The organism is Dyella sp. A6 (genome assembly GCF_036320485.1).
GTDB classification, from domain to species: domain Bacteria; phylum Pseudomonadota; class Gammaproteobacteria; order Xanthomonadales; family Rhodanobacteraceae; genus Rhodanobacter_A; species Rhodanobacter_A aluminiiresistens.
On sequence record NZ_CP132911.1, the window covers coordinates 168,143 to 194,283 of the forward strand.

24 protein-coding genes are annotated in these 26,141 nt (G+C 67.1%); 12 read left to right on the top strand and 12 right to left on the bottom strand.

The genetic code is table 11. The features are described from left to right. Window positions 1–86: 86 nt before the first annotated feature. The 3 genes from RA164_RS00660 (at window position 87) to RA164_RS00670 (ending at window position 3,032) form a co-directional block, all read left to right on the top strand. Entirely contained in the window at window positions 87–1,097 is a 1,011-nt protein-coding gene (locus RA164_RS00660) for a two-component system sensor histidine kinase NtrB (protein WP_329742066.1), read from the top strand. Next, complete coding sequence (ntrC, locus tag RA164_RS00665) at window positions 1,090–2,484, top strand: nitrogen regulation protein NR(I) (protein WP_329742067.1); 1,395 nt, start codon at window positions 1,090–1,092, stop codon at window positions 2,482–2,484. Before RA164_RS00660 ends, ntrC begins: the two co-directional genes overlap by 8 nt. 80 nt (window positions 2,485–2,564) lie before the next feature. Next, window positions 2,565–3,032 carry a GNAT family N-acetyltransferase gene (locus RA164_RS00670; RefSeq protein WP_329742068.1) on the top strand — a complete coding sequence of 156 codons (468 nt, stop codon included), beginning with the start codon at window positions 2,565–2,567 and terminating at the stop codon, window positions 3,030–3,032. Here the strand turns inward: RA164_RS00670 and RA164_RS00675 are convergent. Both RA164_RS00675 and RA164_RS00680 read right to left on the bottom strand, forming a co-directional pair. Then, window positions 3,029–5,518 (bottom strand): sensor domain-containing protein, encoded by a 2,490-nt coding sequence (locus tag RA164_RS00675; RefSeq protein ID WP_329742069.1) that lies wholly within the window; start codon window positions 5,516–5,518, stop codon window positions 3,029–3,031. The two genes, RA164_RS00670 and RA164_RS00675, sit on opposite strands and share 4 nt — an antisense overlap. A gap of 73 nt (window positions 5,519–5,591) precedes the next feature. Then, window positions 5,592–6,725 carry a hypothetical protein gene (locus RA164_RS00680; RefSeq protein ID WP_329742070.1) on the bottom strand — a complete coding sequence of 378 codons (1,134 nt, stop codon included), beginning with the start codon at window positions 6,723–6,725 and terminating at the stop codon, window positions 5,592–5,594. 118 nt (window positions 6,726–6,843) lie between these two features. On the opposite strand from RA164_RS00680, the gene RA164_RS00685 reads away from it, so the two are divergent. Both RA164_RS00685 and RA164_RS00690 read left to right on the top strand, forming a co-directional pair. Beyond that, the gene (locus tag RA164_RS00685; protein ID WP_329742071.1) at window positions 6,844–8,133 is read left to right on the top strand and encodes an acetyl-CoA C-acetyltransferase; all 1,290 of its coding nucleotides are present in this window, start codon (window positions 6,844–6,846) and stop codon (window positions 8,131–8,133) included. A gap of 11 nt (window positions 8,134–8,144) precedes the next feature. After that, window positions 8,145–8,693, top strand: a complete 549-nt coding sequence (locus tag RA164_RS00690) for an energy transducer TonB family protein (RefSeq protein WP_329742072.1) — start codon at window positions 8,145–8,147, stop codon at window positions 8,691–8,693. Window positions 8,694–8,708: 15 nt separating this feature from the next. Here the strand turns inward: RA164_RS00690 and RA164_RS00695 are convergent, their stop codons facing one another. The 5 genes from RA164_RS00695 to RA164_RS00715 all read right to left on the bottom strand — a co-directional run bounded on the left by RA164_RS00695 (window position 8,709) and on the right by RA164_RS00715 (window position 13,655). Further along, window positions 8,709–10,568, bottom strand: a complete 1,860-nt coding sequence (locus tag RA164_RS00695) for a phospholipase D-like domain-containing protein (protein ID WP_412731051.1) — start codon at window positions 10,566–10,568, stop codon at window positions 8,709–8,711. Window positions 10,569–10,618: 50 nt separating this feature from the next. Continuing rightward, a complete protein-coding gene (locus RA164_RS00700; RefSeq protein WP_329742073.1) occupies window positions 10,619–11,239 on the bottom strand; it encodes a YceI family protein in 621 nt (206 codons plus the stop codon). Window positions 11,240–11,378: 139 nt separating this feature from the next. After that, complete coding sequence (locus RA164_RS00705) at window positions 11,379–11,852, bottom strand: SixA phosphatase family protein (protein ID WP_329742074.1); 474 nt, start codon at window positions 11,850–11,852, stop codon at window positions 11,379–11,381. Window positions 11,853–11,874: 22 nt separating this feature from the next. Then, window positions 11,875–12,507 carry a ParA family protein gene (locus RA164_RS00710; RefSeq protein WP_329742075.1) on the bottom strand — a complete coding sequence of 211 codons (633 nt, stop codon included), beginning with the start codon at window positions 12,505–12,507 and terminating at the stop codon, window positions 11,875–11,877. Window positions 12,508–12,611: 104 nt separating this feature from the next. Continuing rightward, window positions 12,612–13,655 (bottom strand): hypothetical protein, encoded by a 1,044-nt coding sequence (locus RA164_RS00715; protein WP_329742076.1) that lies wholly within the window; start codon window positions 13,653–13,655, stop codon window positions 12,612–12,614. 169 nt (window positions 13,656–13,824) lie between these two features. On the opposite strand from RA164_RS00715, the gene RA164_RS00720 reads away from it, so the two are divergent. After that, complete coding sequence (locus tag RA164_RS00720; protein WP_329743580.1) at window positions 13,825–14,001, top strand: antitermination protein NusB; 177 nt, start codon at window positions 13,825–13,827, stop codon at window positions 13,999–14,001. Window positions 14,002–14,022: 21 nt separating this feature from the next. Here the strand turns inward: RA164_RS00720 and speE are convergent, their stop codons facing one another. Then, window positions 14,023–14,874 carry a polyamine aminopropyltransferase gene (gene speE / locus RA164_RS00725; protein ID WP_329742077.1) on the bottom strand — a complete coding sequence of 284 codons (852 nt, stop codon included), beginning with the start codon at window positions 14,872–14,874 and terminating at the stop codon, window positions 14,023–14,025. Window positions 14,875–15,127: 253 nt separating this feature from the next. Here speE and speA point away from each other — a divergent pair, with 253 nt between their 5' ends. The 4 genes from speA to RA164_RS00745 all read left to right on the top strand — a co-directional run bounded on the left by speA (window position 15,128) and on the right by RA164_RS00745 (window position 19,936). After that, window positions 15,128–17,014: a biosynthetic arginine decarboxylase gene (gene speA, locus RA164_RS00730; protein WP_329742078.1), complete on the top strand. Its 1,887-nt coding sequence runs from the start codon at window positions 15,128–15,130 to the stop codon at window positions 17,012–17,014. Window positions 17,015–17,063: 49 nt separating this feature from the next. Next, on the top strand, window positions 17,064–17,903 hold the full coding sequence (locus tag RA164_RS00735) for an undecaprenyl-diphosphate phosphatase (protein ID WP_329742079.1): 840 nt from the start codon (window positions 17,064–17,066) through the stop codon (window positions 17,901–17,903). Window positions 17,904–17,972: 69 nt separating this feature from the next. Further along, complete coding sequence (locus RA164_RS00740; RefSeq protein ID WP_329742080.1) at window positions 17,973–18,758, top strand: 3-hydroxybutyrate dehydrogenase; 786 nt, start codon at window positions 17,973–17,975, stop codon at window positions 18,756–18,758. A 5-nt stretch (window positions 18,759–18,763) separates the two neighbouring features. Beyond that, window positions 18,764–19,936 carry a patatin-like phospholipase family protein gene (locus tag RA164_RS00745; protein ID WP_329742081.1) on the top strand — a complete coding sequence of 391 codons (1,173 nt, stop codon included), beginning with the start codon at window positions 18,764–18,766 and terminating at the stop codon, window positions 19,934–19,936. 16 nt (window positions 19,937–19,952) lie between these two features. Here the strand turns inward: RA164_RS00745 and RA164_RS00750 are convergent, their stop codons facing one another. From RA164_RS00750 to radC, 4 genes are all read right to left on the bottom strand, one after another. Then, the gene (locus RA164_RS00750) at window positions 19,953–20,705 is read right to left on the bottom strand and encodes an SDR family NAD(P)-dependent oxidoreductase (RefSeq protein ID WP_329742082.1); all 753 of its coding nucleotides are present in this window, start codon (window positions 20,703–20,705) and stop codon (window positions 19,953–19,955) included. A 105-nt stretch (window positions 20,706–20,810) separates the two neighbouring features. Then, on the bottom strand, window positions 20,811–21,500 hold the full coding sequence (locus tag RA164_RS00755) for an SPOR domain-containing protein (protein ID WP_329742083.1): 690 nt from the start codon (window positions 21,498–21,500) through the stop codon (window positions 20,811–20,813). After that, on the bottom strand, window positions 21,500–23,188 hold the full coding sequence (gene argS / locus RA164_RS00760; RefSeq protein WP_329742084.1) for an arginine--tRNA ligase: 1,689 nt from the start codon (window positions 23,186–23,188) through the stop codon (window positions 21,500–21,502). The genes RA164_RS00755 and argS overlap by 1 nt, the downstream gene beginning before the upstream one ends. A 487-nt stretch (window positions 23,189–23,675) precedes the next feature. Then, complete coding sequence (gene radC, locus RA164_RS00765; RefSeq protein ID WP_329742085.1) at window positions 23,676–24,347, bottom strand: RadC family protein; 672 nt, start codon at window positions 24,345–24,347, stop codon at window positions 23,676–23,678. Between the two features lie 96 nt (window positions 24,348–24,443). On the opposite strand from radC, the gene coaBC reads away from it, so the two are divergent. Then, window positions 24,444–25,649 carry a bifunctional phosphopantothenoylcysteine decarboxylase/phosphopantothenate--cysteine ligase CoaBC gene (coaBC, locus tag RA164_RS00770; RefSeq protein ID WP_329742086.1) on the top strand — a complete coding sequence of 402 codons (1,206 nt, stop codon included), beginning with the start codon at window positions 24,444–24,446 and terminating at the stop codon, window positions 25,647–25,649. Further along, on the top strand, window positions 25,646–26,101 hold the full coding sequence (dut, locus tag RA164_RS00775; protein ID WP_329742087.1) for a dUTP diphosphatase: 456 nt from the start codon (window positions 25,646–25,648) through the stop codon (window positions 26,099–26,101). The genes coaBC and dut overlap by 4 nt, the downstream gene beginning before the upstream one ends. The last annotated feature ends 40 nt before the right edge of the window (window positions 26,102–26,141 follow it).

Below are 26,141 nucleotides of genomic sequence, written 5' to 3' on the forward strand. Positions count from 1 at the left end.
ATAAGGCCGACCATCCAGGTGGCTGCCACTCCCATGCCGACGGGCTATGGTTTGCACCATGCCGGATCATTGCCCATGATGGTGCAATGGAATCGATCCCCCGGCAGCTTTTGGCGGAGCAGATGGCGACCGGGCTGGCCCTAGTCGACGCGCAACTGCGCGTGCAATGGCATAACGTCGCGCTGGCGGAACAGTTTGGGCTGGGCCTGCGCAGTGCGATCGGGGTTCCGTTACCCAGGTTGACCTCGACGCCCGAGCTGGCACACCAGGCCGCGCGTGCCCTGGCCGAACAGCGGGCGCTGCAGGTGCGCGGTGTGGAGCTAGACGGCCTGGGTGGCGGAACACGCCGGGTGGATGTCAGCCTGCAGCCGCTCGATGCGGAACGCCTGCTGCTGGAAGTACACATGCTGGCCGAACCGTCGGCGCAGGCCTCCCCGTTGTCCGCCACCCTGCGTGGCTTCGCGCATGAGGTGAAAAACCCGCTGGCGGGACTGCGTGGCGCGGCGCAGCTGCTGCAGCGTCGCCTGCACGACGAGGACCTGCAGGCGCTGGCGGTGCTGGTGTTGAGCGAGACCGACCGCCTGATCGCCCTGGCCAATCGTCTGCTGCACCATGACGGCGTGGCGCGGATCGGAGCGGTCAATCCGCACGCATTGCTGGAGCGCCTGGCCGAGCTGATGCTGGCCGAACCGTCGACCCCACGCCTGCGTCACGACTATGACCCCAGCCTGCCCGAGGTCACCGGCGACGCGGACCGCTTGTTGCAGATACTGCTGAACCTGGCCCGCAATGCGGTCGAGGCCGGTGCGGGCACGCTCACCCTGCGTACCCGTGCCGAGCACGCCGTGCGCCTGGGCGAACGTGTGCTGCGCAGCGCGGTGCGTATCGATGTGATCGACGATGGTCCCGGGGTACCGGTCGAGCTGCGCGACACCCTGTTCGAACCGCTGGTTTCCGGGCGGGCCGACGGTACCGGCCTGGGCCTGGCCCTGTCGCGCGAGATCGCGCATGAACATGGCGGCGAGCTGCGTTGCGTCAGTCGCCCGGGCGAGACCGTGTTCTCGCTGTATCTGCCTCTGGAGCGCCCGCATGGCTGAAGATATCTGGATCATCGACGACGACCGCAGCGTGCGCTTCGTCCTGGCCGAGGCCCTGCGCGATGCGGGCCTGGCCGTGCGTGAGTTCGGCGATGTGGCCGGCGTGCGCGAGGCGTTGCGCGAAGCGCGTCCGGCCCTGCTGTTGACCGATGTGCGCATGCCGGGCGAGAGCGGCCAGGTGCTGCTGGAGGAACTGCACGAGCGCGGTATCGGCCCGGTGATCGTGATGAGTGCGTACACCGACGTGGCGACCACGGCCGCCGCCTATCGGGCGGGAGCGGTCGATTATCTGGCCAAGCCGTTCGACCTGGATCAGGCGGTGGCTGCCGTGCGTCGTGTGCTGTCCGACGCACCGGCCGCGGACGTCCCGGTCGCTGCCGCAGGCAGTCACGCCCTGCTGGGCAAGAGCGCGCCGATGCGCGAGGTGTTCCGGCTGATCGGCCGGGTGGCGGCCAGCGACCTGAACGTGCTGGTCACCGGTGAGACGGGTACCGGCAAGGAGCTGGTGGCACGTGCGCTGCACGACGAGAGTGCGCGACGGGATCGCCCGTTCGTCGCGCTCAATACGGCCGCCATTCCGTCCGAGCTGCTGGAAAGCGAACTGTTCGGTCATGAGGCCGGGGCCTTCACGGGGGCCACCCGGCGCGTGGCCGGGCGCTTCGAGCAGGCGGAGGGCGGCACGCTGTTCCTGGACGAGATCGGCGACATGCCGCTGGCGTTGCAGACCCGCCTGCTGCGCGTGCTGGCCGGGGGCGAGTTCTACCGCGTGGGCGGGCGCGAGCTGATCCGCTGCAATGTCCGCATTGTCGCCGCCACCCATCAGGATCTGGATGCGCGCGTGGCTGCCGGACAGTTCCGCGCCGATCTGAAGCATCGTCTCGACGTCGTGCGTATTCCCCTGCCTGCGCTACGCGATCGGCGCGGCGATATCCCGCTGCTGGCACAACACTTCCTGGCGGTCGCCGCCCAGGAGCTGAGGCTGCCGCCCAAGCGTTTTTCGAAGGCAGCGCTGAAGGCCATTGCCCAGCGCGACTACCCGGGCAATGTGCGTGAACTAGAGAACCTGTGTCGTCGTCTCGCCGTGATCGCGGCAGGACACGAAATCCTGCCGGCCGACCTCGGGGCGAGCACGAGCGTGGCGCACGGCGACTGGACCGACGCCCTGCGTGACTGGGCCACACATGCGCTGGCCGAGAGCGAGGCCGACATCCATGCGCGCGCACGCGAGGCGCTCGACCGGGTGCTGCTGGAAACCGCGCTGGCCGCGCATGCGGGACACCGGCAGCATGCGGCGGTGGCGCTCGGGGTCGGACGCAACACGCTGACCCGCAAGCTCGGTGCTTCGCGCACGCGAGGCAGCAAGCCGCGCACGCCGTCCAAACGTTGAGGCGGGCAGGATAAGCGCCATGCGCGGTACCCGCATAACAGGGCATCATGGACGGCATCACCTCCGCTGGCGAATGATCCATGTCCACGTTGTCGATCCGTCTGGCCCACGCGGCCGATATACCCGCCCTGGTTGCCTGGAACGCCGCGATGGCGTGGGAAACCGAAGCCAAGCGGCTCGATCCAGCGCTGCTGGCAAAGGGCGTCGGTGCGGTACTTGATGAGCCGCGGCGCGGCTTTTACCTGGTGGCGGAACGTGATGGCCTGGCGGTGGGCGGCCTGCTGGTTACCTACGAATGGAGCGACTGGCGCAACGGCGATTTCTGGTGGATCCAGAGCGTCTATGTGGAGCCGGCGGCGCGGCGCGGCGGCGTGTTCCGGGCCCTGTATGCAGAGGTAGAGCGGCGCGCGCAGACTTCCGGCGCCGTGGGCCTGCGGCTGTATGTGGAAACCGAGAACGTGCGCGCGCAGCACACCTACGAAAGCCTGGGCATGCAGCGCTGCCACTACGCGATGTACGAGCGCGAGTTCCGGCGCACGGCCGACTAGGCGGCTTCCTGCTCGGCAAGCTGGCGTTCGAGGGTTTCGGCGGACATGGGTGCGCCGTACAGGAAGCCCTGCAACTGAGAGCAGCCGGCATCGCGCAGCAATTTGCTCTGGGCCGCTGTTTCCACGCCTTCGGCAATCACGTCCTTGTTGAGACTGCGCGCCATCGAGATGATGGCGCCGGTAATGGCGTGGGTGTCGGCATCACCGACGATGTCGCGCACGAAGGCGCGATCGATCTTCAGTGCATCGACCGGGAAGTGCTTGAGGTACGAGAGGCTGCAGTAGCCGGTGCCGAAGTCGTCCAGCGACAGACGCACGCCGCGCTCGCGGATGCGCTGCAGCAGGCGGATGGTGGCATCGCCGCCGGACATCACCATGCGCTCGGTCAGTTCCAGTTCCAGCAGGCTGCTGTCCAGCCCGCTCTCATCCAGGATCGCCTCCAACTGGTCGTAGAACGCTTCGTGCTGGAACTGTCGCGGCGACACATTGACTGAAATCGGAATGGTCAGGCCTTGCCGCTGCCAGCGGCTGGCCTGCTCGCAGGCCTGGCGAAGCACCCAGTCGCCCAGCGAGAGAATCAACCCGCTGTCCTCGGCGACCGGGATGAACTGGTCGGGCACGAAGATGTCGTGGCCTTCGACCTGCCAGCGCAGCAGGGCCTCGGCACCCACGATGCGCTCGTCGGCGGCATTTACCTTGGGCTGGTAGTAGAGCGACAGTTCTTCCTGTTCCATCACCTGGCGCAGCGCGCCTTCGATACGCCGCTGCGAGGCATGGCGCTCGGTCATCGACGGAGTGAAGAAGCGATAGTCGCGGCGACCCTGCATCTTTACTTCGTACATGGCCGCATCCGCGTTGCGCAGCAGGGCATCCGCGTCGTCGGCGTCGTCGGGGTAGAGACTGATGCCGACGCTTACGCCCATGCGCATGCCGCGGCTACCCGGCAGCATGATCTGCGAGCACTGTTGCAGCAGCGCCCGCGCCACGCCGGCGGCCTCGGCCGGTTCGTCCACTCTTGGCAGCAGCACCACGAACTCGTCGGCGCTGTAGCGGCATGCCAGGTCGTCGCCCCGGCGCAGCACGCTCCGCACCTGACGGGCCACAGCCTGCATGACCTGGTCGCCGCCGCCCCGGCCCAGCGTGTCGTTGATGTTGCGGAAGTGGTCCACGTCCAGGTAAAGCAGCGCGCAGCGATACTTGTGGTGTCGCGCCAGGGTCACCGCCTGTTCGATGCGCGGCGTCAGCTGGTTGCGGTTGGGCAGGCCGGTAAGCGTGTCGTGCTGCGCGAAGTGGATCAGCTTGAGTGCCAGTGACCGGCTTTCGCCGATGTCGTGGCAGACCAGCACGCCGCCGACCACGTTGCCGTTGTGGTCGGCGATCGGTGCCGCGGAGTCCTCGATCGGCGTTTCGAAGCCGTTGCGATGCACCAGCACGGCCTTGCCGGAGAGGTCCACGATGGCATTGCGCCGGATGGCCGCGCTGAGCGGGTTCTCCAGCGGCTGGCCGCTGACGGCGCTGCGCAGTCGGAACACTTCATCGATGTGCCTGCCCAGTGCCTCGCGTGCGGACCAGCCGGTCATGGCTTCGGCGATCGGGTTCAGCGAAACCACTTTCAGCTCGAGGTCGGTGGAGATGACCGCGTCGGCGATCGAGTTCAGCGTGATTTCCGACAGCTGGCGCTCGTGGTGCAGTGCATCCGCGTAGGCTTTGTGCTGACTGATGTCCTGGGCCTGCGAGACCAGGTACTGGGCTTCGCCATACGGGTCCCTGACCACTGACACGCTCATCAGCAGGTGCACGACGTGCCCGTCGCGATGCAGGTTGCGCGTTTCGATCTGACAGGACTCGGCCCGGCCGCTGACCAGGCTGTCGATCTGGGCCATGTCGGCGACCAGGTCGTCCGGATGAGTGATCTCGGCCAGGGTCAGCTTGAGGAACTCGTCCTCGCTGTAGCCCAGCATGCGGCAGACCGCCTGGTTGACCCGCATGAAATGGCCGTCCGTGCTGATCAGGGCCATGCCGATGGCGGCGTGCTGGAAGGCGGTCTGGAAGCGCAGCTCGCTCTCGCGCAACTTGCGTTCCAGCGTGTAGCGCGCGGTGATGTCGGTGAATGCGGTGATCACGCCGCGCAGGTTGCCCTGTTCATCCAGGTCGGGCTGGAAACTGCCGTGCACGTAGCGCCGGGCGACGCCGCTGAACAGTTCGCCCTCGTAGCTGGCCGCGTGTCCCGCCAGCGCGCGGTGCAGCGTGGACTGCGCCTGGCGGTAACTGTCCTTGTCCATGACGTCGACCAGGTTCTTGCCGACCAGTTTCTCCGGTGCGATGCCGAACCAGCGCTGATGCGCGTCGTTGACGAAGCAGATGCGCTCGGAGGGGTCGATGTAGGCGATCAGCACGGGTGCATCGTGCAGCACCCGTGCGGCCAGTTCGGACGACGAGGCCGGAGCCGGTGGCCGGCTGCTGTTGGGCGACGCTGGCGCGGACATGCCCCTCCCCGATGGCTGGCCCCGTTCGCAGAACCTACATCATGCGCCAGCCCGGAAAGCTTTCAAAGGGGGGTCAGTGCAGCGACACGGCCGGTGCTCCGAGCCAGCCGCTTTCGTCCAGCACGATGCGTCCCAGCGCATGGATGTCGGTGGAAATGCCATGGCGGGCGGCCAGCACGGCGGCCAGCGGCCCCAGCGCCGCCGGATGCAGCGGGTAACCATGCGCCAGTGCGCGGGCGTGACCGCCCTGGCCGCGCTGGGCCACGGTAAGGGCCACGACACCCAGGCCGGGGGCTTCGTGAGCGAACAGTGCGGGCGGATCGTAACCCGGGTCGGTGTCCGCGAGCGGCTCCAGCAGGTAGCCGTCGGTTGCCGACGCCTCGCCGTTCTCCAGGCTTAGCGGAACATGGTGTGCGGCCAGCAGGGCGGCGTACTGGCGCAGCTCGAAGACCAGCCCGGCAAAGGCATGCGCGCGTTCAGCGGGGTCGCCGGCCTGATCGGCCAGCCATTGCGCGGGCGACCGGGCGTGGATGCCGTCGTGGGCGTAACGGAGTGCCAGGCCACGCGCGCTGAGGGTGGATTCCTCGCGGTAGGGCGTGAGCAGGGCAGTCTCCAGCAGTGTCCACAGCGGCGCCAGGTTCACGTGTTCGTATTGCACGCAGGTCAGCGCGATCAGGTCGTTGCGGCTGAGATAGCGCGCATGTTCCAGCTGTATGCCTAGCGTGCGCATCAGCCAGTCGGCGGTGCGGGCGCCGGTTTCGCCGCGGCCGACCAGTTGGACTTCCAGCTGCTCGGAAAGCTCGTCGGCCAGCGCTTCGGGCACCAGCAGGGACAGCGGCAGCAGGCGCATCGGTCCATCGGCATAGGCCTTTTCCGGTTCAAGCGGCTGGGCTGGCATGTGGCCGTCGTGCGTGCCGAAGGCGACCACGTTCTCCAGATGGCCTCGGGGGACGCGGCGGGCCAGCTCGTCCAGCGTGGCCCATACCGGGAAACCGGGACGCAGCAGCTCCACCGTGTCGAACAAGGCGCCCGCCACGGCGAGGCGGGCAGAGGCCACCTGCGGAATCAGGGCCTGCAGGTCGGCAGCGATCAGGCCCGCCAGCTCGGCGGCCTCGTCACGACTGAGCGTTGTCCGTGGCGGCACGACGCCGGCCGGGAGTTCCAGGGCCAGCACCACGGGCAGGGCTACAGGCTGCGAAGTCTCCACGTGAACAGCTCCGGAAAAGGCAAACGGGTGATTCTACCATTCACGGATTCGGGCTTTCGCCGAGGCAGCGCGCGGGTTAGCCTTGCCCAGTCAAGACGTATTTGGACAGCTGATGGCAATGGAAAACACGCAAAAGCAGCGCGTTGGCGTGATCGGCGGGGTTCGGATTCCGTTCTGTCGCAACAACACGGCCTATGCCGATGTCGGCAACTTCGGCATGTCGGTCAAGGTGCTCGGTGCGCTGGTCGAACGCTTCGGCCTGCACGGTCAGGAGCTGGGCGAGGTGGCGATGGGGGCGGTGCTCAAGCATGCCTCCGACTGGAACATCGCGCGCGAGGCGGTGCTGTCGTCCGGACTGGCGCCGACCACGCCGGGCATCACCACCGCGCGAGCCTGCGGCACCTCGCTGGACAACACCATCATCGTCGCCAACAAGATCGCCACCGGGCAGATCGAGGCGGGCATCGCCGGCGGTTCGGACACCACCAGCGACGTGCCCATCGTGTACAGCCCGCGTCTGCGCAAGCGCCTGCTGGCGATCAATCGCGCCAAGGGCTGGCAGGACAAGCTGGCCGCCGCAACCCGCGGTTTCGCGCTGAGCGAGCTGAAGCCGGCGTTCCCCGGCGTGGCCGAGCCGCGCACCGGCATGTCGATGGGCGACCACTGCGAGAAGATGGCGAAGGAGTGGCGCATCGGCCGCGAGGCACAGGATCAGCTGGCGCTGGAAAGCCATCGCAAGCTGGCCGCCGCCTATGACGCCGGCTTCTTCGAAGGGCTGGTGGTGCCGTTCCGCGGCCTGCAGCGCGACGGTTTCCTGCGGCCGGACTCCAGCATGGAGAAACTGGCCGCGCTGAAGCCCGCCTTCGACAAGATCTCGGGCCATGGCACGCTCACCGCGGGCAATTCCACCGGCCTGTCCGACGGAGCCGCGGCGGTGCTGCTGGGCAGTGACGAATGGGCTGCCAGCCACGGGCTCGCGGTGCAGGCCTATTTCCGCGATGCCGAGGTGGCTGCGGTGGACTTCGTGCACGGCGAGGGCCTGCTGATGGCGCCGACCGTGGCGGTGCCGCGCCTGCTCAAGCGCAATGGCCTGAGTCTGCAGGACTTCGACTTCTACGAGATCCACGAGGCGTTTGCGGCGCAGGTGCTGTGCACCCTGCGTGCGTGGGAAAGCCCGGACTACTGCCGCAACCGGCTGGGTCTGGATGCGCCGCTGGGCAGCATCGACACGGCCAGGCTCAACGTGCACGGTTCATCGCTGGCATCGGGCCACCCGTTCGCCGCCACTGGTGCGCGCATCGTCGCCACGCTGGCGAAGCTGCTGGAGCAGAAGGGTTCGGGCCGTGGCCTGATCTCGATCTGCACGGCGGGCGGCATGGGTGTCACGGCGATCCTGGAGCGGCCGTAAGCGGCCCGACGATGTTGCGTCTGCGCACCACCGCCAGCCTCAGCCTGCTTGCCTTGCTCATCGGCATCGGCGGAACGGCCTGGCTCAGCGCGCAGACTGCCGGATGGCCGGGGCCGCCGGCACATGCGGCGGTCTGGCCCAGATATCGTCCGCCGGCACAGGTTGCACGTGCCGTGCGGTCCCGGTCGCGTTCGCATGCGCCGTGGCTGGCGGTCCAGACCCGGCAGCATCGCGCCGTGCAGCAGAACGTGGCTGCCGTAGCGGCTGCGCCGGTCGAGCTGGTGCCGGTGGCGATGCCTTCGCGCCCAGTTCCGTACGAATCCATGCGTCATCACCTGCACGGCACGGTCGTGCTGCGTCTGCAGGTGGACGGACAAGGCGTGGTACGTGCCGCGGCCGTGGCAGTTTCCAGTGGCGATGCGGTGCTCGACGCGCATGCTGTCGACGTGGTGCGCGACTGGCGCTTCGCCGTGCCGCCCGGTCAACCTTCGGGCTTGAGCGGCGAGCTGCCGATGCGCTTCACGGTGGGTGACGGGCAGCGCCTGGCACAGGCCCCCTGAGCTCGCCTGCGCTGATCAAAGAATGCCTTTCACACCGGCGCCGAATGCGGTGATCAGCCGGGTGATGATCGACTTGCCCGACAGGGCCACGTCCGGAAAGTCCCCTACCGCCGTGTAGCAGGCATAGAATCCTGGCGCGTAGGGCGGCTTTGGCGTGCAACCGGGGTTGAGCTGGTAATCGGTGGCGTAACGGAACGGCCACAGGTCGAACAGGGGCAGCTTGGACGAGACATCGCCGATGAACTCGCTGATGCCGCCAAGTACCGGCACGTCCTGACGGCGCGGCGCGACGACCCAGGCGTTTTCCGGCTCGGTATCGCGCAGGATCGATGCGCGCAGTTCGCTGGCGAAGCGGGGGTCGAAAACGATCACGCCGGCCTCGGTGTTGAAGTGGTCCGAGCGTGGGTCGAAATTGTGCGAGCCGACCATCGCAAAGTGATCGTCGACCACCATCGACTTGGCGTGCAGGGCGAAGCGGCGCCCGGTGCTTTTCAGCGGAGCGGGCCGGTTGCGCCGGCCGCTGCTGCCGAACAGGCCGGGGCGGCGCTCGGTGCCGGGAAAGTGTCGGTGCGGGTGGCCGGGGACAATTGCCAGCGATTCGGTCGGTATCTGGTTGTCGGTCTGCTGGTTCGCCCGGTCGTAGGCGCGGATCGCGCTGGGCGGGTGCGGTTTCAGTTCGTGGATCTGGAAGCCAAACTGGGTCAGGTAACGCTTGCGGTGTTTGTACGACAGCGCATAGACCGCAAAGGCATCGGTCGAGGCCAGCGAATTGGTGGAAACAATGATGTGCGGCGCCGGTTTTTCCTTCCGCAGCTTCTTGAAAATCCGGCCCGCGCGGTTGCTCATCACCAGGTAGGGCGTCTGCAGCACCACTTCGTGTTTCGCATCCGCGACCATGTGCATCAGGTAGGACGTGAATTCGTGGTCGCTGCGCTTGTCCGGATCATCGGTCTTGGCCGGCAGATCGCTGAAGTAATCGACCTTGCCGGTGCGCAGGCCGGGGGCGATCAGGTGCTGCTTCAGCCAGTCCGGATTCTCGGCTTCGGCCTGCAGGCGTGCGACCCGTCGTGGGTCGAGGTAGTGCGGTGCCGGCCAGGTCGGTGCCACGGCATCGCTGCGGATGCGATGGTTCACGTCGCGCAGGCGGATCAGCGGCACCGAGCGCTTGTGGTGCCAGAACAAGGCGAAGCTGGCTGCCATCTGTTTGGCAGCGGCGCCGCCGACCATCACCTCGCGGTCGACGTAGTCGAAGTTCTCGTCCCAGTTGAAGTAGCGATCCTGATAGTTGCGACCGCCGGTGATGCCGATGCTGTTGTCCACCAGGAACAGCTTGTTGTGCATGCGCTGATTGAACTTCATGAAGCAGCACAGGATGCCGGCGGCGAACTCCAGCGGGGGCGTCTGCGCGTCGTCGAAGGTGGGGTTGTACAGCTTCACCTTCAGGTTGGGACTGACCCGTGCCAGACGGTCGAGCAGGCTGAGGTTCTCGAAGGAGAACAACTGGTCGGCGAGGATACGCACCTTGACGCCGCGGCGTGCCGCGCGCACCAGCTCGTCGAGCATCAGCTGGCCGACATCGTCCTGGTCCCAGATATAGGTCTGGATATCGATGCTGTGCTGTGCGGCGCGGATCAGGTTGACGCGCGCGGCCAGTGCCGGGGCGCTGTCGTCGAGCAGTGTGACGATGTTGACCGGGTGCTGCGGCGTGGAGTCGGCCAGGGCCTGATCGGCGGCCTTCAACAGTGGCGACGGCGTCGCGCAATGGTCGGCACGGTGGCATTCGGTCTGGCGGTCAGGGCTGGCGGCCACGATCGCGCGGGCTTCGCGGATCTGCGCGCGCGACACCGTGCAGCCCTGCAGCAGGGCCGCGCACATGAGGATCAGGAGGGCACACCAACGCAGACGCATCCCTACCATGATAAAGCTTATTGCGACTCGGTCATGGCATTTTCATGGCTGTCGGCGGGCCGTGGCGTGCCGGGCACGATCGGCAACAGCACGATGGCCAGGTTAAGCCTGACCCGGTTCGACAAGGTGGCGCGGTGGGCGGTCATGCCAAACTCGCTGCGTATCAGCGTGCCGTCCAGCTCGATCCGGCAGGGTGCCGGGGCCGGTCCGCTGCAGTGCATCGGGTGCAGGGTGAAATGTTCCGCGGCCGTCACGCCGCGTACGCTCAGTTTTCCCGGCAGTGGCCCGCCATGCTCCAGCGTGCTTCGCGGCACGGGGTCGGATATGAAGCGGATGGTGGGGTAGCTGGCGGCGTCGAAAAACTCCTTCGCCAGTACCCAGCGACGCATACGCGCGGAATCCATCGTCACGCTGTCCACATCGATATCGGCGGCCACGATCATCGAGTCGGCATGCGGCCCGGGCTGCACCGAACCCTTGATGTGGTGGAAGCTGCCACTGATTTCATGCAGCCAGAGCAGGCGGACGCCGAACACCGCCTGCGAGCTGTTGCTGTCGATGCGGTAACCGGCGGCATGGATCGGTGCCAGGGGCAGCAGCGGCAGCAGCCACGCCGCGACAGGTCGGTGCGGCCGCAACGTCCGTCGTGGCTGCGGGTGATGCGGAGGCAGCGTGCGACATCGGTCGGGACACAGCGCCCGAAGCGATGCCGCGAGCCTTGCCATCACCGGCGGCCGGCCTCGATCAGCGGTGGCAGGTGATGGCCGGAGTGGGGACTCATGGTGACCAGAAGGCATCCAGGCGGGCGCAACCCGGTTCCAGCGGGCCGTCCAGATGCAGCACCGCAAGCCCGGCTGGCGGCATGCCCCGGAATTCGTCCGAGCGACCTTCCACCAGCAGCGCGACCAGGCGCTCGATGCCGGGGTTGTGGCCGACCAGCATGAGTGTCCCCGCGTCTTCGTGCTGGTCCAGCAGCGCCAGCAGCTCGCCGGGCGTGGCGTCGTAGATCTCGTCCGCGGGCTGCACCTGTGGCGCGTCCGCGAATTCGGCCAGTGCCAGCGCAGCGGTGGTGCGGGTTCGCTCGGCCGGCGAGCAGAGCACACGGTCGGGACGCGATCCGTGACTCGCCAGCCATTTGCCGGCTGCGTGGGCTTCCTGTTCGCCGCGGCTGCTGAGTCGGCGTTGCGGGTCGGCGTTGCCCGCGCTGGCAGCCAGTGCTTCGGCGTGGCGCAGCAGGATGAGTTCGTGCATGGCGTGCTCCCGGTATTTCGGTTCAGTGCTGACGCTTGATCCAGCGCAGCAGTGGCATCCAGTCCTGCTGATGACTTCGGACCTGTTCCGAAGCGTAGTCGAAAATTCCTTTGCCGAGTGCGGTCAGCAGGACGTAGGCCTGGCTGTCGCGCAGCTGCGCCACGACCGGGTAGGGCGCCAGCTCGGCCAGCTCGGCCAGGGCGTCCTGGCTTGCGTGGGTCCATGGCTTGAGCCGGTTGGCGACCAGCGCCACCGGCAGTTTGCCGCGCTTGATGCGGTTGATGCCCTGCAGGTGGCCGAGGAAGTCCAGCGTGGCGTCGAGGTCGAAGGTCGAAGGCAGCACCGGCACCAGCAGCACGCTGGCCTGCTCGAGATAGGGCTCCAGGTCGCGCTCGTAGGCACCGGCAGGGGTGTCGATGAGCACCCGCTCGGTGTCCGAAGGAAGCTTATGCAGGCCCCTGCGACCGCCTTCCAGCCCGAGCACGCCGGGAACACTGTCCGGTCGGCGGGTGGCCCAGCGAAAGCTGGAGCCCTGCCGGTCGCCGTCGACGATGGCCGTGCGTCGGCCCTTCTGCGCCCAGCGCGATGCCAGCTGGGTCACGATCGTGCTCTTCCCGCAACCGCCCTTGCTGCTTGCCACCAGCACGGTCAGCATCGGCCCACCTCCATTGCGAAAGGTGGCCCAAGCCTACCGGGGTGTGGCGTCGCAGGGAACCATCTGCACAAAAGTCGCGGTCTGCACGATACCCGGTGCCGGATTTATTCGGCGGCCTTGGGCTTCCAGCCGGCCGGTGCTTCGGTCGGAATGCCGGCATCGCGCAATGCGGCAAGCATCAGGCTCATCTGGGTGCCGCCATTGCGCGCCAGCATCAGCAGGTGGATGGCTTCGGCGGGGTCGTCCTGGGCGTGGATGGCCAGTTCCGCAAAATTCTGCACCTGCCAGACCAGGTCGCGCCGGGCATCATGCAGGCTCTGTTGCTGGGACGGGTCGTTGCCGAAGGTGGCCGACAGGTACAGGCCCAGCGAACGCGACAGCGGGCTGGAGCCCCACTGCAGCAGCTGGCCGAGCTTGAGGCAGTCGGCCTTCACGCCCGGTTCGTCCGACTTGTCCTTGCACAGCCCGGCGACCACGCGCAGCGCCGGCTGCGGCTGGGCCGCAGCGAGGCCATAGGCGATCATCACCTGCACCCCGGCGGCACCGGCCTTGGCGGACGGGTCGATGGTGGCTGCGGGTGGAGGTAGCGTGGCGACCGCGTTGGCGAGTGCCTTGAGGCTGATGCCAGCGTAGTCGTCGTACAGCTTGGCGTTGGCGGCATGTGCCAGGTCGGCGAGCGCGTCTTTCTTGCGCATGTTGCGCACGTCCTGGCCCAGCTTGAGCAGCCAGACCGCGGCGTTGTCGGGCGCCTGCGTCGTCAGGTGCTCAAGAGCCTTGGCATTGGGGCAGGTTTCGGCCTTGCGGTCGCAGTCAGACAGCTGCGCCCAGGTCACGGCCGGACCGGCGTCGGAAGCCTGTGCCGCACGCGTGATCAGGGTGCGGAAGTTGTCGACCACGGGCTGGTCGGCAAGCGGTCGCGCCAACAGGGCGGCGCCGAGCAGGTGTTGCGCGTCGACGCGCGTCGCCAGCACGCTGACCAGGTCGCGCTGGAAGCCGGTCAGGGCCTTGTTGCGGGCGATCTGCTGCGCGCGGATCTGTTTCGCCGTCGAATGCTTCGGTGTTGTCGCATGGCTGCTGCTGGCTGCCATGGCCGGAATGGCGACCAGGCTGCAGGCAAGACCGAAGGCGAGAATGCGCAATCCACGCATGGGGTGCTCCATCACGTAAAACGCCAGCATAACGGTCGCTTGTTAAAGCGCGCCTGATTCGCCTTCCGGCGATGCGTACCGATGCCGGGAGCGGCTTGTTAGCATGATGGTTCCCCCGACGTGGTGCCGTGAGGCACGGGAGATCCAAGTGGTGGCATCGCTCGAGATGATGGCTGCGTCCGCACCCTGGTTTGCCGGCTGGGGCACGCTGGCACTGGTCAATGCGGGTCTGGCACAGGGCAAGAACCGCAGCGGATTGGCGTGGTTCCTGCTGTCGCTGCTGCTGGGGCCGGTCGCAACCCTGGCGCTGGTGTTGCTGCCGAAGCTGCGCGCCAAGATGTTCTGAACGGCCTGCCGGGCCGGGCGCTTATTCGCCCAGCGCCTCGCGCATGAACTCCGGCATCGCCAGCGCGCCCTTATGGATCTCGGCGTTGTAATAGCGGGTGGGGAAACTCTTGGCCGAGGCGCCACGCTCGCGGAAGCCGGCCAGGTCGCCGCCCTTGCGCGCCATGGTGCAGCTCCACCAGCCGGTGGGATAGCACGGCTGCGGGAACGGCAGCGTTTTCACCGCGTTGAAGCCGGCCGTGCGCATGGAGGCGCGCATCGACTTGATCAGCTCCAGGTGGGCCAGCGGGGATTCGGACTGCTGCACCAGGATGCCGCCATGGCGAAGCGCCTTGTGGCAGCTGGCGTAGAAGGCTGCATTGAACAGACCCTCGGCGGGGCCGATCGGGTCGGTGGAGTCGACGATGATCAGGTCCAGCGACTCCGGTTCCGCTTCGGCCATGTACTTGATGCCGTCGATGAACAGCAGCTCGGCGCGCGGATCGTCGTTGGATTCGCACAGTTCCGGGAAGTACTGCTCGGCCAGGCGGGTGACGCGCTCGTCGATCTCCACCTGGGTGGCCTTTTCCACTTCCTCATGGCGCAGCACCTCGCGCAGGGTGCCGCAGTCGCCGCCGCCGATGATCACCACGCGCTTGGCGCGCGCATGGGTGAACAGCGCCGGATGGGTCATCATCTCGTGGTACAGGAAGTTGTCGCGGCTGGTCAGCATGACGCAGCCGTCGATCACCATCAGGTTGCCCCAGTCGGTGGTCTGGTGGATCTCGATGGTCTGGAACGGGGTTTTCTCGGCATGCAGCAGCTTCTCCACGCGGTATCCGATGGAGGAGCCGGAGGCCTGATGGGCCTCGGTGAACCAGCTGGGCTGCGACATGGCGGGTGTTCCTGACGATGCGGGGAAGGTTAAAGAAGTGCAATTGTAGCCGGTTCCGCGGTGGGTGCGGGTCCGCACATCGTCATGGAGCGCCGTTACAATAGAGCGATTCCGCCCCCGTCACGGGGGCTGCGTCTGTCCGGCCCCGCGGCGTGCGAGGCTTCCGGCCGGCAGGCCGCTCCACCGTCAAGGCTCGCCGCTGCGACGACATGTTCCATGTGCGCCCATGCACGCCCACAAGGAGATGCTTTCCATGTCGAAGCCTTGGACCGTCGACAGTGCCCGCCATACCTATGCCGTGGCCCACTGGAGCGACGGTTATGTCGACGTCGGCGAAACCGGCGATATCGTGATGCGTCCGCGCGGGGCGAATGGCCCGGCGCTGTCGTTGCCGGCCATCGTCCAGCGGGCCTGCGCCGAAGGGCTCCGCCTGCCCCTGCTGGTGCGCTTTCCGGACATTCTCGCCGACCGCCTCGCACGCCTCCAGGGCGCCTTTGCCAAGGCCATCGACGAATGGAGCTATGCCGGCGGCTATACCGCCATCTATCCGATCAAGGTGAACCAGCAGCGTGGCGTGGCCGGCGAGCTGGTGGCCGCGGGTGTCGAGGGTTTCGGCCTCGAAGCGGGCTCCAAGCCCGAGCTGATGGCCGTGCTGGCGATGGCCCGGCCCGGGTCCATCGTCATCTGCAACGGCTACAAGGATCGCGAGTACATCCGCCTGGCGCTGATCGGTCGCAAGCTGGGCCTGCGCGTGCACATCGTGATCGAGAAGCTGTCCGAGCTGGACCACGTGTTTGCCGAAGCCCGCGCGCTGGACGTGGAGCCGCTGCTCGGCGTGCGCGTGCGGCTGGCCTCGATCGGTGCCGGCAAATGGCAGAACACCGGTGGCGACAAGGGCAAGTTCGGACTCTCGCCCGCGCAGGTGCTGACCCTGGTCGAGCGGCTGGACAAGGCCGGCCTCAAGCACACGCTGAAGCTGCAGCATTTCCACATGGGCTCGCAGATCTCCAACGTGCGCGACATCGCCAACGGCATGCGCGAGGCCACCCGCTATTTCGTCGAGCTGATCCGGCTGGGCGTGCCGCTGGAGATCGTCGACGTGGGCGGTGGCCTGGGTGTCGACTACGAAGGGTCGCGCTCGCGCAGCCACAACTCGATCAACTACTCGATCGAGCAGTACGCCGCCACCATCGTGCAGTCGCTGGCCGAGGCGGTGCAGGCGGAAGGCCTGCAGGCGCCGCACATCCTTACCGAAGCCGGTCGCGCGATGACCGCGCACCATGCGGTGCTGGTGGTCAATGTCAGCGAGGTCGAGCCGGTGCCGACCGGGCATCTGCCGGCACAGCGCGATGACGAGCCGGTGGTGCTGCGGCACCTGCGCGAGGTGCACGCCGAGCTCGACCAGCGTCCGCCGCTGGAGTTGTACCACGAGGCGCAGCATCACCTGGCCGAGGGTCAGACGCTGTACGCGCTGGGGCAGCTCTCGCTGGCCGACCGCGCGCGCCTGGACGAGCTTTACTACGCCATCGTCAATGCCGTGCGTGCCCGCCTGACGCCGGTCGAGCGCGCGCACCGGCAGGCGCTGGACGAGCTGGACGAAAAGCTGGTCGACAAGTATTTCGTCAACTTCTCGGTGTTCGAGTCGGTGCCGGACATCTGGGCGATCGACCAGATCTTCCCGATCGCACCGATCGCGCGCCTGGACGAGCAGCCGACCCGGCGTGGGGTGATCGTCGATCTCACCTGCGATTCGGATGGCCGCATCGATCATTACGTGGATGCCGAAGGTGTGGACGTGAGCCTGCCGCTGCACGCGCTGGAACCCGGCGAAAGCTATCGCCTGGGCATCTTCATGGTCGGCGCGTACCAGGAGACCCTGGGCGACATCCACAACCTGTTCGGCGATACCGATGCGGTGAACGTGCGCGCAGAGGGCGATGGCTACACCTTCGCCCATACCCGTCGCGGCGACACCACCGACCTGATGCTCGACTATGTCGGCTATGACCTCGAGGTGCTGCGCACAAGCTATCGCGAGCGCATCGCCGCAGCCGGCATCAGCGGCGAGACGGCGGCGGCGCTGTATGCCACCCTCGACGCCGGCCTGACCGCCTACACCTACCTCGCCGAGTCGCCCTGACCTGTGATCGGCGCGTGCTGCCACCCTTCCTATCGACCCGACCATCACGATGAGCCTTCTCCTGCTGATTTTCCTGAGCGTGCTGCAGGGCGTGACCGAGCTGTTCCCGGTCAGCAGCCTCGGCCACACCTTGCTGGTGCCAGCCGTGCTCGGTGTGCGGCTTGACCGGCATGCCCCTGCATTGCTGCCTTTCCTGGTCGCCTTGCATCTGGGTACCGCGCTGGCGCTGCTGCTGTATTTCCGGACCCGCTGGATCGCGCTGGCGAAAGGTTTCCTGGGCAGTCTGCGCGGTCGGCACAGCGCCGACGGGCATCTTGCGTGGGGGCTGATCGTCGGCACGATTCCGGCCGGGCTGGTCGGCCTGCTTCTGGAAAAGCCGCTGGCGCACCTGTTCCATGACCTGAAAGTGGTCGCCCTGGCGCTGATGATCAACGGCATCGTGCTTAGGCTCGGTGGCCGCAGGGATGCCGATGCCGCGCCGGCATCGCCGCCCGTCGAGGCGCAGCGCCTGACCCTGCGCCAGGCCGCCCTGGTGGGGCTGGCCCAGGTCGGCGCGCTGATTCCCGGGTTCTCGCGCAGCGGACTGACCATGGTCGCCGGCCTGCGTGCGGGCCTGAGCCGCGCGGCGGCGGCGGAGTTTTCCTTTCTGCTCGGCACGCCGATCATCCTGGCCGCCTGCGTGCTCGAGCTGCCCAAGCTGCGCCACCATCACACCCAGTTGGCCAGTGCCGCGCTGGGTGGCCTGCTGACCGGACTGGCCGCCTATCTCAGCGTGCGCTTCCTGATGCGTTACTTCGAAGGCCGTGGTCGGCTTGCCACATTCGGCGCCTATTGCCTGGTGGCCGGCGCGCTGTGCCTGGGCTGGCTGGCCTGGCATCCATTGGTCTGACTGGCCACCGGTCCGGCCGTGCAGGTCCTATCATGAGGGTTCCCTCCCCCCCATGCTTAGGAGTGCGACATGACAGGTCTGGACGGCAAGGTTGCCTTGATCACGGGCGCGGCCAGCGGTATCGGCAAGGCGATCGCCGAGCTCTACGCCAAGCACGGTGCGAAAGTCGCGATCTGCGACATCAACCAGCAGGCTGCCGATGCGGCCGCCGCCGAGATCAACGCAGCCGGTGGCCAGGCGATCGGTATCGCCATGGACGTCACCGACGAGGCTGCCGTGGATGCGGGCACCGACAAGGTGGTCGAGGCGTTCGGTGCGCTGGACATCCTGATTTCCAACGCCGGCGTGCAGATCATCAACCCGATCGACCAGTTCGCGTTCGCCGACTGGAAGAAGATGCTGGCGATCCATCTCGATGGCGGCTTCCTGACCACCCGCGCGGCGCTCAGGCACATGTACAAGGGTGACCGTGGCGGCATCGTCATCTACATGGGTTCGGTGCACTCGCACGAGGCGTCGAAGCTGAAGGCGCCGTATGTCACCGCCAAGCACGGCCTGCTGGGCCTGGCCCGCACGCTGGCGAAGGAAGGTGCGGCACACAACGTGCGTTCGCATGTGATCTGCCCCGGTTTTGTCCGCACGCCACTGGTGGAACGGCAGATTCCCGAGCAGGCCAAGGAGCTGGGCATCAGCGAGGACGAGGTGGTCAGGAACGTGATGCTGAAGGACACGGTGGATGGGACGTTCACCACCGTCGACGACATCGCCGAAACCGCGCTCTTTCTGGCCACATTCCCGTCGGCGGCACTGACCGGGCAGAGTTTCGTGGTCAGCCACGGCTGGTACATGCAGTAAGCGCCGTGGCGGGCGACAAACAGGCGCCGCCGCTGGCCGAGGCGGTGGCGCGCGATTACCGGACCGTGGCCCTGGTGCTGCAGGGCGGCGGCGCGCTGGGCGCCTATCAGGCGGGCGTGGTCGAGGCGATGGCGGGCGCCGGCCTGTGGCCGACCTGGGTGGCCGGCATCTCGATCGGTGCGTTGAATGCGGCGATCATCGCGGGCAACCCGCCGGAGCAGCGGGTTGCCAGGCTGCGCACGTTCTGGCGGACGATATGTCAGTCGCCGCTCTGGCCATCGGTGCCGGCGCCGCCATGGTTCGACGACGAGGCATGGCCGCTGGCCGTGCGTAGTGGTCTCAGTGGACTGGCCGCCTGGCGCGCGCTGGTCGCCGGGCAGACGGGCTTCTTCCGACCGCGCCTGCCGGCGCCGGTGCTGCAGGCGCATGCCGGTCCGGCCAGCACCAGCTGGTACGACACCGCGCCGTTGCGCTCCACGCTGGAGCGTCTGGTGGATTTCGATCGCATCAACGATCCGCGCGGCATGCGCGTGTCGGTGGGTGCAGTGAATGTGCGAACCGGCAATTTCGCCTATTTCGACAGCACCCGGGAGCGCTTGCGGCCCGAACATTTCATGGCCTCCGGTGCGCTGCCGCCGGGGTTTCCCGCGGTCGAGATCGATGGCGAGTTCTACTGGGACGGCGGTATGGTTTCCAACACGCCGCTGTATCAGGTGCTGACCGAGCGGCCGCATCGCGACATGCTGGTGTTCCAGGTGGATCTATGGAGTGCGAGGGGTGGGCTGCCGCGCGACATGGCGGGCGTGGCCGAGCGGGTAAAGGACATCCAGTACTCCAGCCGGACCCGCCTGGTGACCGAGTACATGCGGCAGAGTCGCGAGCAGCAGCGGTTGCTGCATGCCCTGATGGAGCTGGTGCCGCCGGAACGGCGCGACACCCCGGTCTGGCGCTGCGCCGAGTCGGCGGCCAACGGTTCGTTGACCAACCTGATCCACTTGATCTACCAGGACAAGCCCTACGAGGGCCACTTCAAGGACTACGAGTTCAGCCTGTCCAGCATGAACAGCCACTGGCAGAGCGGCATGGACGACATGCGGCACACGCTGGCGCATCCGCAGTGGTTTGCCGCACCGCCGGTGGAGCAGCCGTTCGTCAGCCACGACGTGCATCGCGGCTGAGCGGGTTTCGACAGGATCAGCCGCGGTGGACCTGCAGGCCCGCCGCGGACTGGCTGACCGGCATGACCTCGATGCGGTTGACGTTGAGATGCGGCGGCAGGTTGGCGATCCACCACAGCGTGCCGGCGATGTCGTCGGCGGTGATCGGGTGGCTGCCGGCGTAGAGCTTGTCCGAGGCGGCCTGGTCGCCGCCCGTGCGGACCAGCGTGAACTCGGTTTCGGCCATGCCGGGTTCGACCGAGGTCACGCGCACGCCGGTGCCGTGCAGGTCGGTGCGCAGTCCCAGCGAAAACTGGGTGACAAAGGCCTTGGTGCCACCGTAGACGTTGCCGCCCGGGTAGGGGTAGCTGCCCGAGATCGAGCTGATGTTGATGATCGCGCCGCGGCGTGCGATCAGTCGTGGCAGCAGCAGGCGGGTCATCGTCACCAGGGCGGTGACGTTGGTGTCGATCATCTGCTTCCACTGCGCCAGATCGGCCTGCTGTGCCGGCGCCGTTCCCAGCGCCAGCCCTGCATTGTTCACCAGCAGGTCGATGTCGGCGAAGTCGGCCGGCAGGTTAGCGATGGCCTTGCGCATGGCGGCTTCGTCGCGGATGTCGAAAGCCAGCGGAAGCACGTGGTCGGAACCATGCGTGTCGACCAGTGCCTGCAGGCGTTCGGCGCGTCGGCCGCTGGCGATCACACGCCATCCACCGGCGACGAAACGCTCCACGGTGGCGGCACCAAAACCGGCTGTGGCACCGGTGATCCAGGCAATCTTGCTAGTCATCCGCGAAGTGTAACGGCACGGACGCGGTGATGTGTCATTTCATGACACAAGGGCCGCACCATGGGTGCGGCCCTTGTGGGAGTCGACAGGTATTGCCGGTCGACTTCAGTGGCCTTCTTTCAGCGCGATCGCGGGAATGCCGGCCTTGGCCAGCCGCTGCTTCACCGCTTCCAGTGCCATGGCGGACTGGAACGGGCCGAGGCGGACGCGGTGGTAGGTCTGCCCGCCGACATTCACCGTCCGCACATTGGCGACGAAGCCCTGCAGCGCCAGCTTGGCCTTCAGCGTTTCCGCGTCGGCGGGGTTCGGGAAGGCGCCGACCTGCAGCAGGTAGCCGCTGCCCGACGAGGCCTGCACGCTGGCCTGGGGCGCCGCCGTCACGTTCTGGCTGGTCACACCCGGCGTCCCTGCGGGGGCTGCGCTCGGCGCGGCGGTGGTCGTCGGCGATGCCTGGGCTGCCGCTTGCTGCTTCTGTTGCTCGGCGCGTGCCTGCGCGCTCAGCTCGGCGTCCGGAATGCGCACCTCCTTTTCCGACAACACCGAGTAGAAATCGTATTTCGGCTTCTGCGGCGTGCTGGACGAGGGTTGCAGGCCGGTGTCGCTGTCTTGCTGGGCGGTGGCCTGGGGGTTGGGGTGGGGGCCAGGCTTGGCACTCATCGGCACCAGCGAGTGGCGCAGCAGCACGACCACCACCAGCGCGCCGATCAGAATGCCGACCAGCAGGCCCGCCCAGCTGGGCAGGCCGCCACTGTTGTTCCGCACGGCCTGCCGGCCCTTGCCCTTGCGTGTTGCCATTACATGCTCTCCGGGGCGTTCAGGCCCAGCAAATCCAGTCCGTTGCGCAAGACCTGCCGCGTCGCCACCACCAGCGCCAGGCGCGCGTCGCGCAGGTTCTTGTCGTCGACCAGGAACTGGTGCGAGTTGTAGTAGGTGTGCAGGGCGTTGGCCAGCTCACGCAGCCAGTTGGCGAGCAGGTGCGGTTCGAGGTTCGTCGCGGCGGCCTCGACCACCTCGGGATACTTCGACAGCTCGGTCAGCAGGATCTGCTCGTGCTCGTTGTCCAGCCGCGCGAGATGCGCCAGGCCATTATCCGGCTCGAACGTGAACCCCTTATCGACGGCCTGACGCAGCACGCTGCAGACGCGGGCGTGGGCGTACTGGATGTAGTACACCGGGTTGTCGTTCGACTGCGAACGGGCCAGGTCGATGTCGAACACCAGCTGCGAGTCGCCCTTGCGCGAAATCAGGAAGTAGCGCGTGGCGTCGCGGCCGACTTCGTCGATCAGGTCGCGCAGGGTCACGTAGCTGCCGGCGCGCTTGGAGATCTTCACCTCCTCGCCGCCGCGCATCACCGTGACCATCTGGTACAGCATGTAGTCCGGATAGCCCTTGGGAATGCCGCAGTCCAGCGCCTGCAGGCCAGCCTTCACGCGGGCCAGCGAGCCGTGGTGGTCGGAACCGAGAACGGTGATCGCCTTCTCGTAGCCGCGTTGCCACTTGCTGAGGTGATAGGCCACGTCCGGCACGAAGTAGGTGTAGGTGCCGTCGGACTTGCGCATCACGCGGTCCTTGTCGTCACCGAAGTCGGTGGTACGCAGCCACAGCGCGCCGCCCTCCTCGTAAGTGTGACCGTGGGCGGTCAGCCCATGCACGGTTTCCTCCACCTTGCCGTCGGCGTACAGCGACGACTCCAGGTAATAGGTGTCGAAGGCCACGCCGAAGGCCTTCAGGTCCAGGTCCTGCTCGCGGCGCAGGTAAGCCACCGCGAAGGCACGGATCGCCTCGAGGTTCTCCGGGTCCTTCGCGCCGATGACCGTGTGGTCTTCCACGGTCACGCTGTCGCCGGCCAGGTAGGCCTTTGCCACGTCGGCGATGTAGTCGCCGCGGTAGCCGTTTTCCGGCCAGCCGGTATCGCCAGGGGCCACGCCGCGTGCACGTGCCTGCGTCGAGACCGCCAGGTTGGCGATCTGCACGCCGGCGTCGTTGTAGTAGAACTCGCGTTTCACGTTCCAGCCGCTGGCTGCCAGCAGGCGGCTCACGCAGTCGCCCAGTGCCGCGTTGCGGCCGTGACCGACATGCAGCGGCCCGGTGGGGTTGGCCGAGACGAATTCCACGCCGACGGTGTGGCCGCCACCGCTGGTGTTGCGGCCGTAGGCTTCGCCGTCGGCCATGATCCGGCGGACCTCGGCGTGGTAGGCATCGGGCGCCAGGAAGAAGTTGATGAAGCCGGGTCCGGCGATCTCCACCTTGTCGATCAGGGTGTTGACCGGCAGCGCGGCGACCAGCTTTTCGGCCAGCTCGCGCGGTTTGGCGCGTGCCGGCTTGGCCAGCAGCATGGCCAGGTTGGTGGCGAAATCACCGTGCTCGCGGCTGCGCGCACGTTCGATCACGAACCCGGGTGGGTCGAGGTCGGCGGGCAGGGTGCCGTCGTTCCGCAGGGCCTGGAGGGCCCGCAGCAGCAGGTCGCGCAGCGGTTGCTTCATGGAAGGTGCGTCGTCGAGGTTTGATTGAACCGCGCACTTTAACAGACCGCGCCGCGGCCGGCCCGCGAGTGGCGGCCTTCGTTGCGGACATTTGCGTGGTGTCCGGGTCGCCCGGCCGCCTTGTGGATAACTCTGTGGGGAAAGTTTGCCACCCGGTCGGCAAACGCGGCCCGGCATCGCCGCCAGGCCGCATGACAGGAATAAAAATCAACAAAAACAAATAGATGAAATGTGAATTTCATATCACTCCCAACGAAGGAGCTGCAGGCCCCGTGGTTGTGGGAATGTGCATAACTAAGGCGGTAACAAAATGACCTGCGGGCGTCATCGGATGGTCACAGGCGCTGCCCATACTTGCTCGCGTATCCCCCGGGCCTCCCCCTCGGCGAGATACGGCGACGGCTGCACCCCTCCCCGGCAGCGTCACGGCGCGACCCATGCGGTTCGCGCCGTTTTTTTTGGCATGCCCTCTGCCTGAGTACTTTCCTCAGATCAGTCCACGGGCTGCCATCGAGACCGGTGCGCCGGCACCGATCACCAGATGATCGAGCACCCGTACCCCCACCAGTTGAAGGGCATGGCTAAGTTCGCGCGTGATCGAGCGGTCGGCCTGACTGGGCTCGGCCACGCCACTGGGGTGATTGTGCGCGAAGATCACCGCACAGGCGTTGTGGTGCAGGCAGGCACGGACCACCTCGCGTGGATGCACGCTGGCACCGTCCACCGTGCCACGGAACAGTTCCTCGAAGGCAAGCACGCGGTGACGGTTGTCCAGATAGAGGCAGCCGAACACCTCGTAGGGAAGATGGCGCAGGCGGGCACTGAGGTAGGCACCGCTGTCGCCCGGGTTGGCCAGTGCAGGACGCTCGACCAGCTGTTCGGCAAGGCTGCGTCGGGCAAGCTCCAGTGCGGCGGCTATACGTGCGCGCTTCGCCGGCCCCAGGCCGGGCAATTGCATGTGCTGTTCCGGACGGCCCAGCAGCGCGTTTAGGCTTCCCGCCTGCATCAGCAGTTCGCGTCCAAGGGTGATCGCATCCTTGCCGCGCGTGCCGCTGCCCAGCAGCACCGCCAGCAGCTCCGCATCGGAAAGCACGGCACTGCCGTGGGACAGCAGTTTCTCGCGGGGACGCTCGCCTTCGGGCCAGTGGCGGATGCTCATGAAGCCAGCATGCCCAGCGGGGCGCTGGCAGGGCAGGAGCGGCGCGGCACGAATCCGGTAAGCTAGCGGCCTGTACGTAAGTCAGGCCGTACCTACATGAGTCTTGCCCATCGCCGCATATTGCTTGGAGTGTCGGGCGGCATTGCCGCCTACAAGTCCTGCGAACTGGTCCGTCGCCTGCGCGACCTCGGTGCCGAGGTGCGCGTGGTGATGACCGGGAGCGCCACGCATTTCGTGGGTGCGGCCACATTCCAGGCGCTTTCCGGTCAGCCGGTGCGTACCAGTCTGTGGGACGAGCAGGCCGAAGCGGCGATGGGGCATATCGAGCTGGCGCGGTGGGCAGAGCGCATCCTGATCGCGCCAGCTACGGCGGACGTGATCGCGCGCCTGGCGCAGGGGCACGCCGACGATCTGATCACCACGCTGTGCCTTGCCAGTGCCGCGCCGCTGTATCTAGCGCCGGCAATGAACCAGCAGATGTGGGCGCATCCGGCGGTGCAGGCCAACCTGGCCACATTGCGCCGGCATGGCGCTACCGTGCTGGGCCCGGCAGCGGGCGAGCAGGCCTGCGGCGATGTGGGGTCCGGTCGCATGCTCGAGCCGCTCGAACTGCGCGACGCCCTGGTGGCTTCCTTCGGTCACGGCGAGCTGGCCGGGCTGAAAGTGGTGGTCAGTGCGGGGCCCACGTTCGAAGACATCGACCCGGTGCGTTTCATCGGTAATCGCAGCTCCGGGAAAATGGGCTTCGCCGTGGCGGCCGCCGCGGCAGCGGCCGGTGCGCAGGTGACCCTGGTCGCCGGTCCGGTAAGTCTGGCCACCCCGCAGGGGGTGATGCAGCGCATCGACGTGCGCAGTGCGGCGCAGATGCAGGTCGCGGTACTCGAGGCATGTGCACAGGCGGATATCTATGTGGGTGCCGCGGCCGTGGGCGATTACCGCCCCGTCTGCGTCGCCGGCCAGAAGCTGAAAAAGCAGGCTGGCGCCGATCTGGTGTTGCAGCTGGCGGAAAACCCGGACATCCTCGCCAGCCTCTCGGCACAGTCGAAGCGGCCATTTCTGGTCGGGTTTGCCGCCGAGACCCACGACGTGGCGAACTACGCGCGCGGCAAGCTGGAGCGCAAGGGACTGGACATGATTGCAGCCAACCAGGTTGGCGAAGGGCTGGGTTTCGAGACGGCCGACAATGCGTTGACGCTCTACTGGCACGGTGGCGAAGCGGAATTGCCGCGCACCGACAAGGCCACCCTGGCGCGTCAACTGGTGACCCATGTGGCCGAACGCTACAAGGTGGCGCGGGCATGATCGATGTCGAGCTGAAGATCCTCGACCCGCGCCTGGGCGAATCGATTCCGCTGCCCGAGGCGGCGACCGCCGGCAGCGCCGGCATGGATCTGCGTGCGGCCATCGACCAGCCGCTGACCTTGCAGCCCGGCGACAGCGTGCTGGTGCCCAGCGGCCTCGCCATCCATATCGGCGATCCGGGCTGGTGTGCACTGATCGTGCCGCGCTCGGGCCTGGGGCATAAGCATGGCGTGGTGATGGGTAATCTGGTCGGCGTGATCGATGCCGACTACCAGGGGCCGCTGATGATTTCGTGCTGGAATCGCAGTGCGCAGCCCTACACCATTGCGGTGGGCGAGCGTGTTGCCCAACTGCTGCTGGTACCGGTGGCGCAGGTACGATTGAAACAGGTGACGGCGTTCACGCCTTCCGCTCGCGGGGAGGGCGGTTTCGGTTCTACCGGGCGACACTGACGATTTGCGGCTGACTCTGGCTGCGGGGGGATGACGTGGC

Coding starts and splice junctions, on each gene's coding strand:
- argS (WP_329742084.1), bottom strand. CDS start 23,188: ATGAAGCAACCGCTGCGCGACCTGCTGCTGCGGGCCCTCCAGGCCCTG.
- RA164_RS00690 (WP_329742072.1), top strand. CDS start 8,145: ATGTTGCGTCTGCGCACCACCGCCAGCCTCAGCCTGCTTGCCTTGCTC.
- speA (WP_329742078.1), top strand. CDS start 15,128: ATGTCGAAGCCTTGGACCGTCGACAGTGCCCGCCATACCTATGCCGTG.
- RA164_RS00705 (WP_329742074.1), bottom strand. CDS start 11,852: ATGCACGAACTCATCCTGCTGCGCCACGCCGAAGCACTGGCTGCCAGC.
- RA164_RS00695 (WP_412731051.1), bottom strand. CDS start 10,568: ATGTGCGCGGCCCTGCTGCAGGGCTGCACGGTGTCGCGCGCGCAGATC.
- RA164_RS00710 (WP_329742075.1), bottom strand. CDS start 12,507: ATGCTGACCGTGCTGGTGGCAAGCAGCAAGGGCGGTTGCGGGAAGAGC.
- RA164_RS00675 (WP_329742069.1), bottom strand. CDS start 5,518: ATGTCCGCGCCAGCGTCGCCCAACAGCAGCCGGCCACCGGCTCCGGCC.
- RA164_RS00720 (WP_329743580.1), top strand. CDS start 13,825: ATGGCTGCGTCCGCACCCTGGTTTGCCGGCTGGGGCACGCTGGCACTG.
- coaBC (WP_329742086.1), top strand. CDS start 24,444: ATGAGTCTTGCCCATCGCCGCATATTGCTTGGAGTGTCGGGCGGCATT.
- dut (WP_329742087.1), top strand. CDS start 25,646: ATGATCGATGTCGAGCTGAAGATCCTCGACCCGCGCCTGGGCGAATCG.
- speE (WP_329742077.1), bottom strand. CDS start 14,874: ATGTCGCAGCCCAGCTGGTTCACCGAGGCCCATCAGGCCTCCGGCTCC.
- RA164_RS00660 (WP_329742066.1), top strand. CDS start 87: ATGGAATCGATCCCCCGGCAGCTTTTGGCGGAGCAGATGGCGACCGGG.
- RA164_RS00685 (WP_329742071.1), top strand. CDS start 6,844: ATGGAAAACACGCAAAAGCAGCGCGTTGGCGTGATCGGCGGGGTTCGG.
- RA164_RS00715 (WP_329742076.1), bottom strand. CDS start 13,655: ATGCGTGGATTGCGCATTCTCGCCTTCGGTCTTGCCTGCAGCCTGGTC.
- RA164_RS00740 (WP_329742080.1), top strand. CDS start 17,973: ATGACAGGTCTGGACGGCAAGGTTGCCTTGATCACGGGCGCGGCCAGC.
- RA164_RS00735 (WP_329742079.1), top strand. CDS start 17,064: ATGAGCCTTCTCCTGCTGATTTTCCTGAGCGTGCTGCAGGGCGTGACC.
- ntrC (WP_329742067.1), top strand. CDS start 1,090: ATGGCTGAAGATATCTGGATCATCGACGACGACCGCAGCGTGCGCTTC.
- radC (WP_329742085.1), bottom strand. CDS start 24,347: ATGAGCATCCGCCACTGGCCCGAAGGCGAGCGTCCCCGCGAGAAACTG.
- RA164_RS00750 (WP_329742082.1), bottom strand. CDS start 20,705: ATGACTAGCAAGATTGCCTGGATCACCGGTGCCACAGCCGGTTTTGGT.
- RA164_RS00755 (WP_329742083.1), bottom strand. CDS start 21,500: ATGGCAACACGCAAGGGCAAGGGCCGGCAGGCCGTGCGGAACAACAGT.
- RA164_RS00670 (WP_329742068.1), top strand. CDS start 2,565: ATGTCCACGTTGTCGATCCGTCTGGCCCACGCGGCCGATATACCCGCC.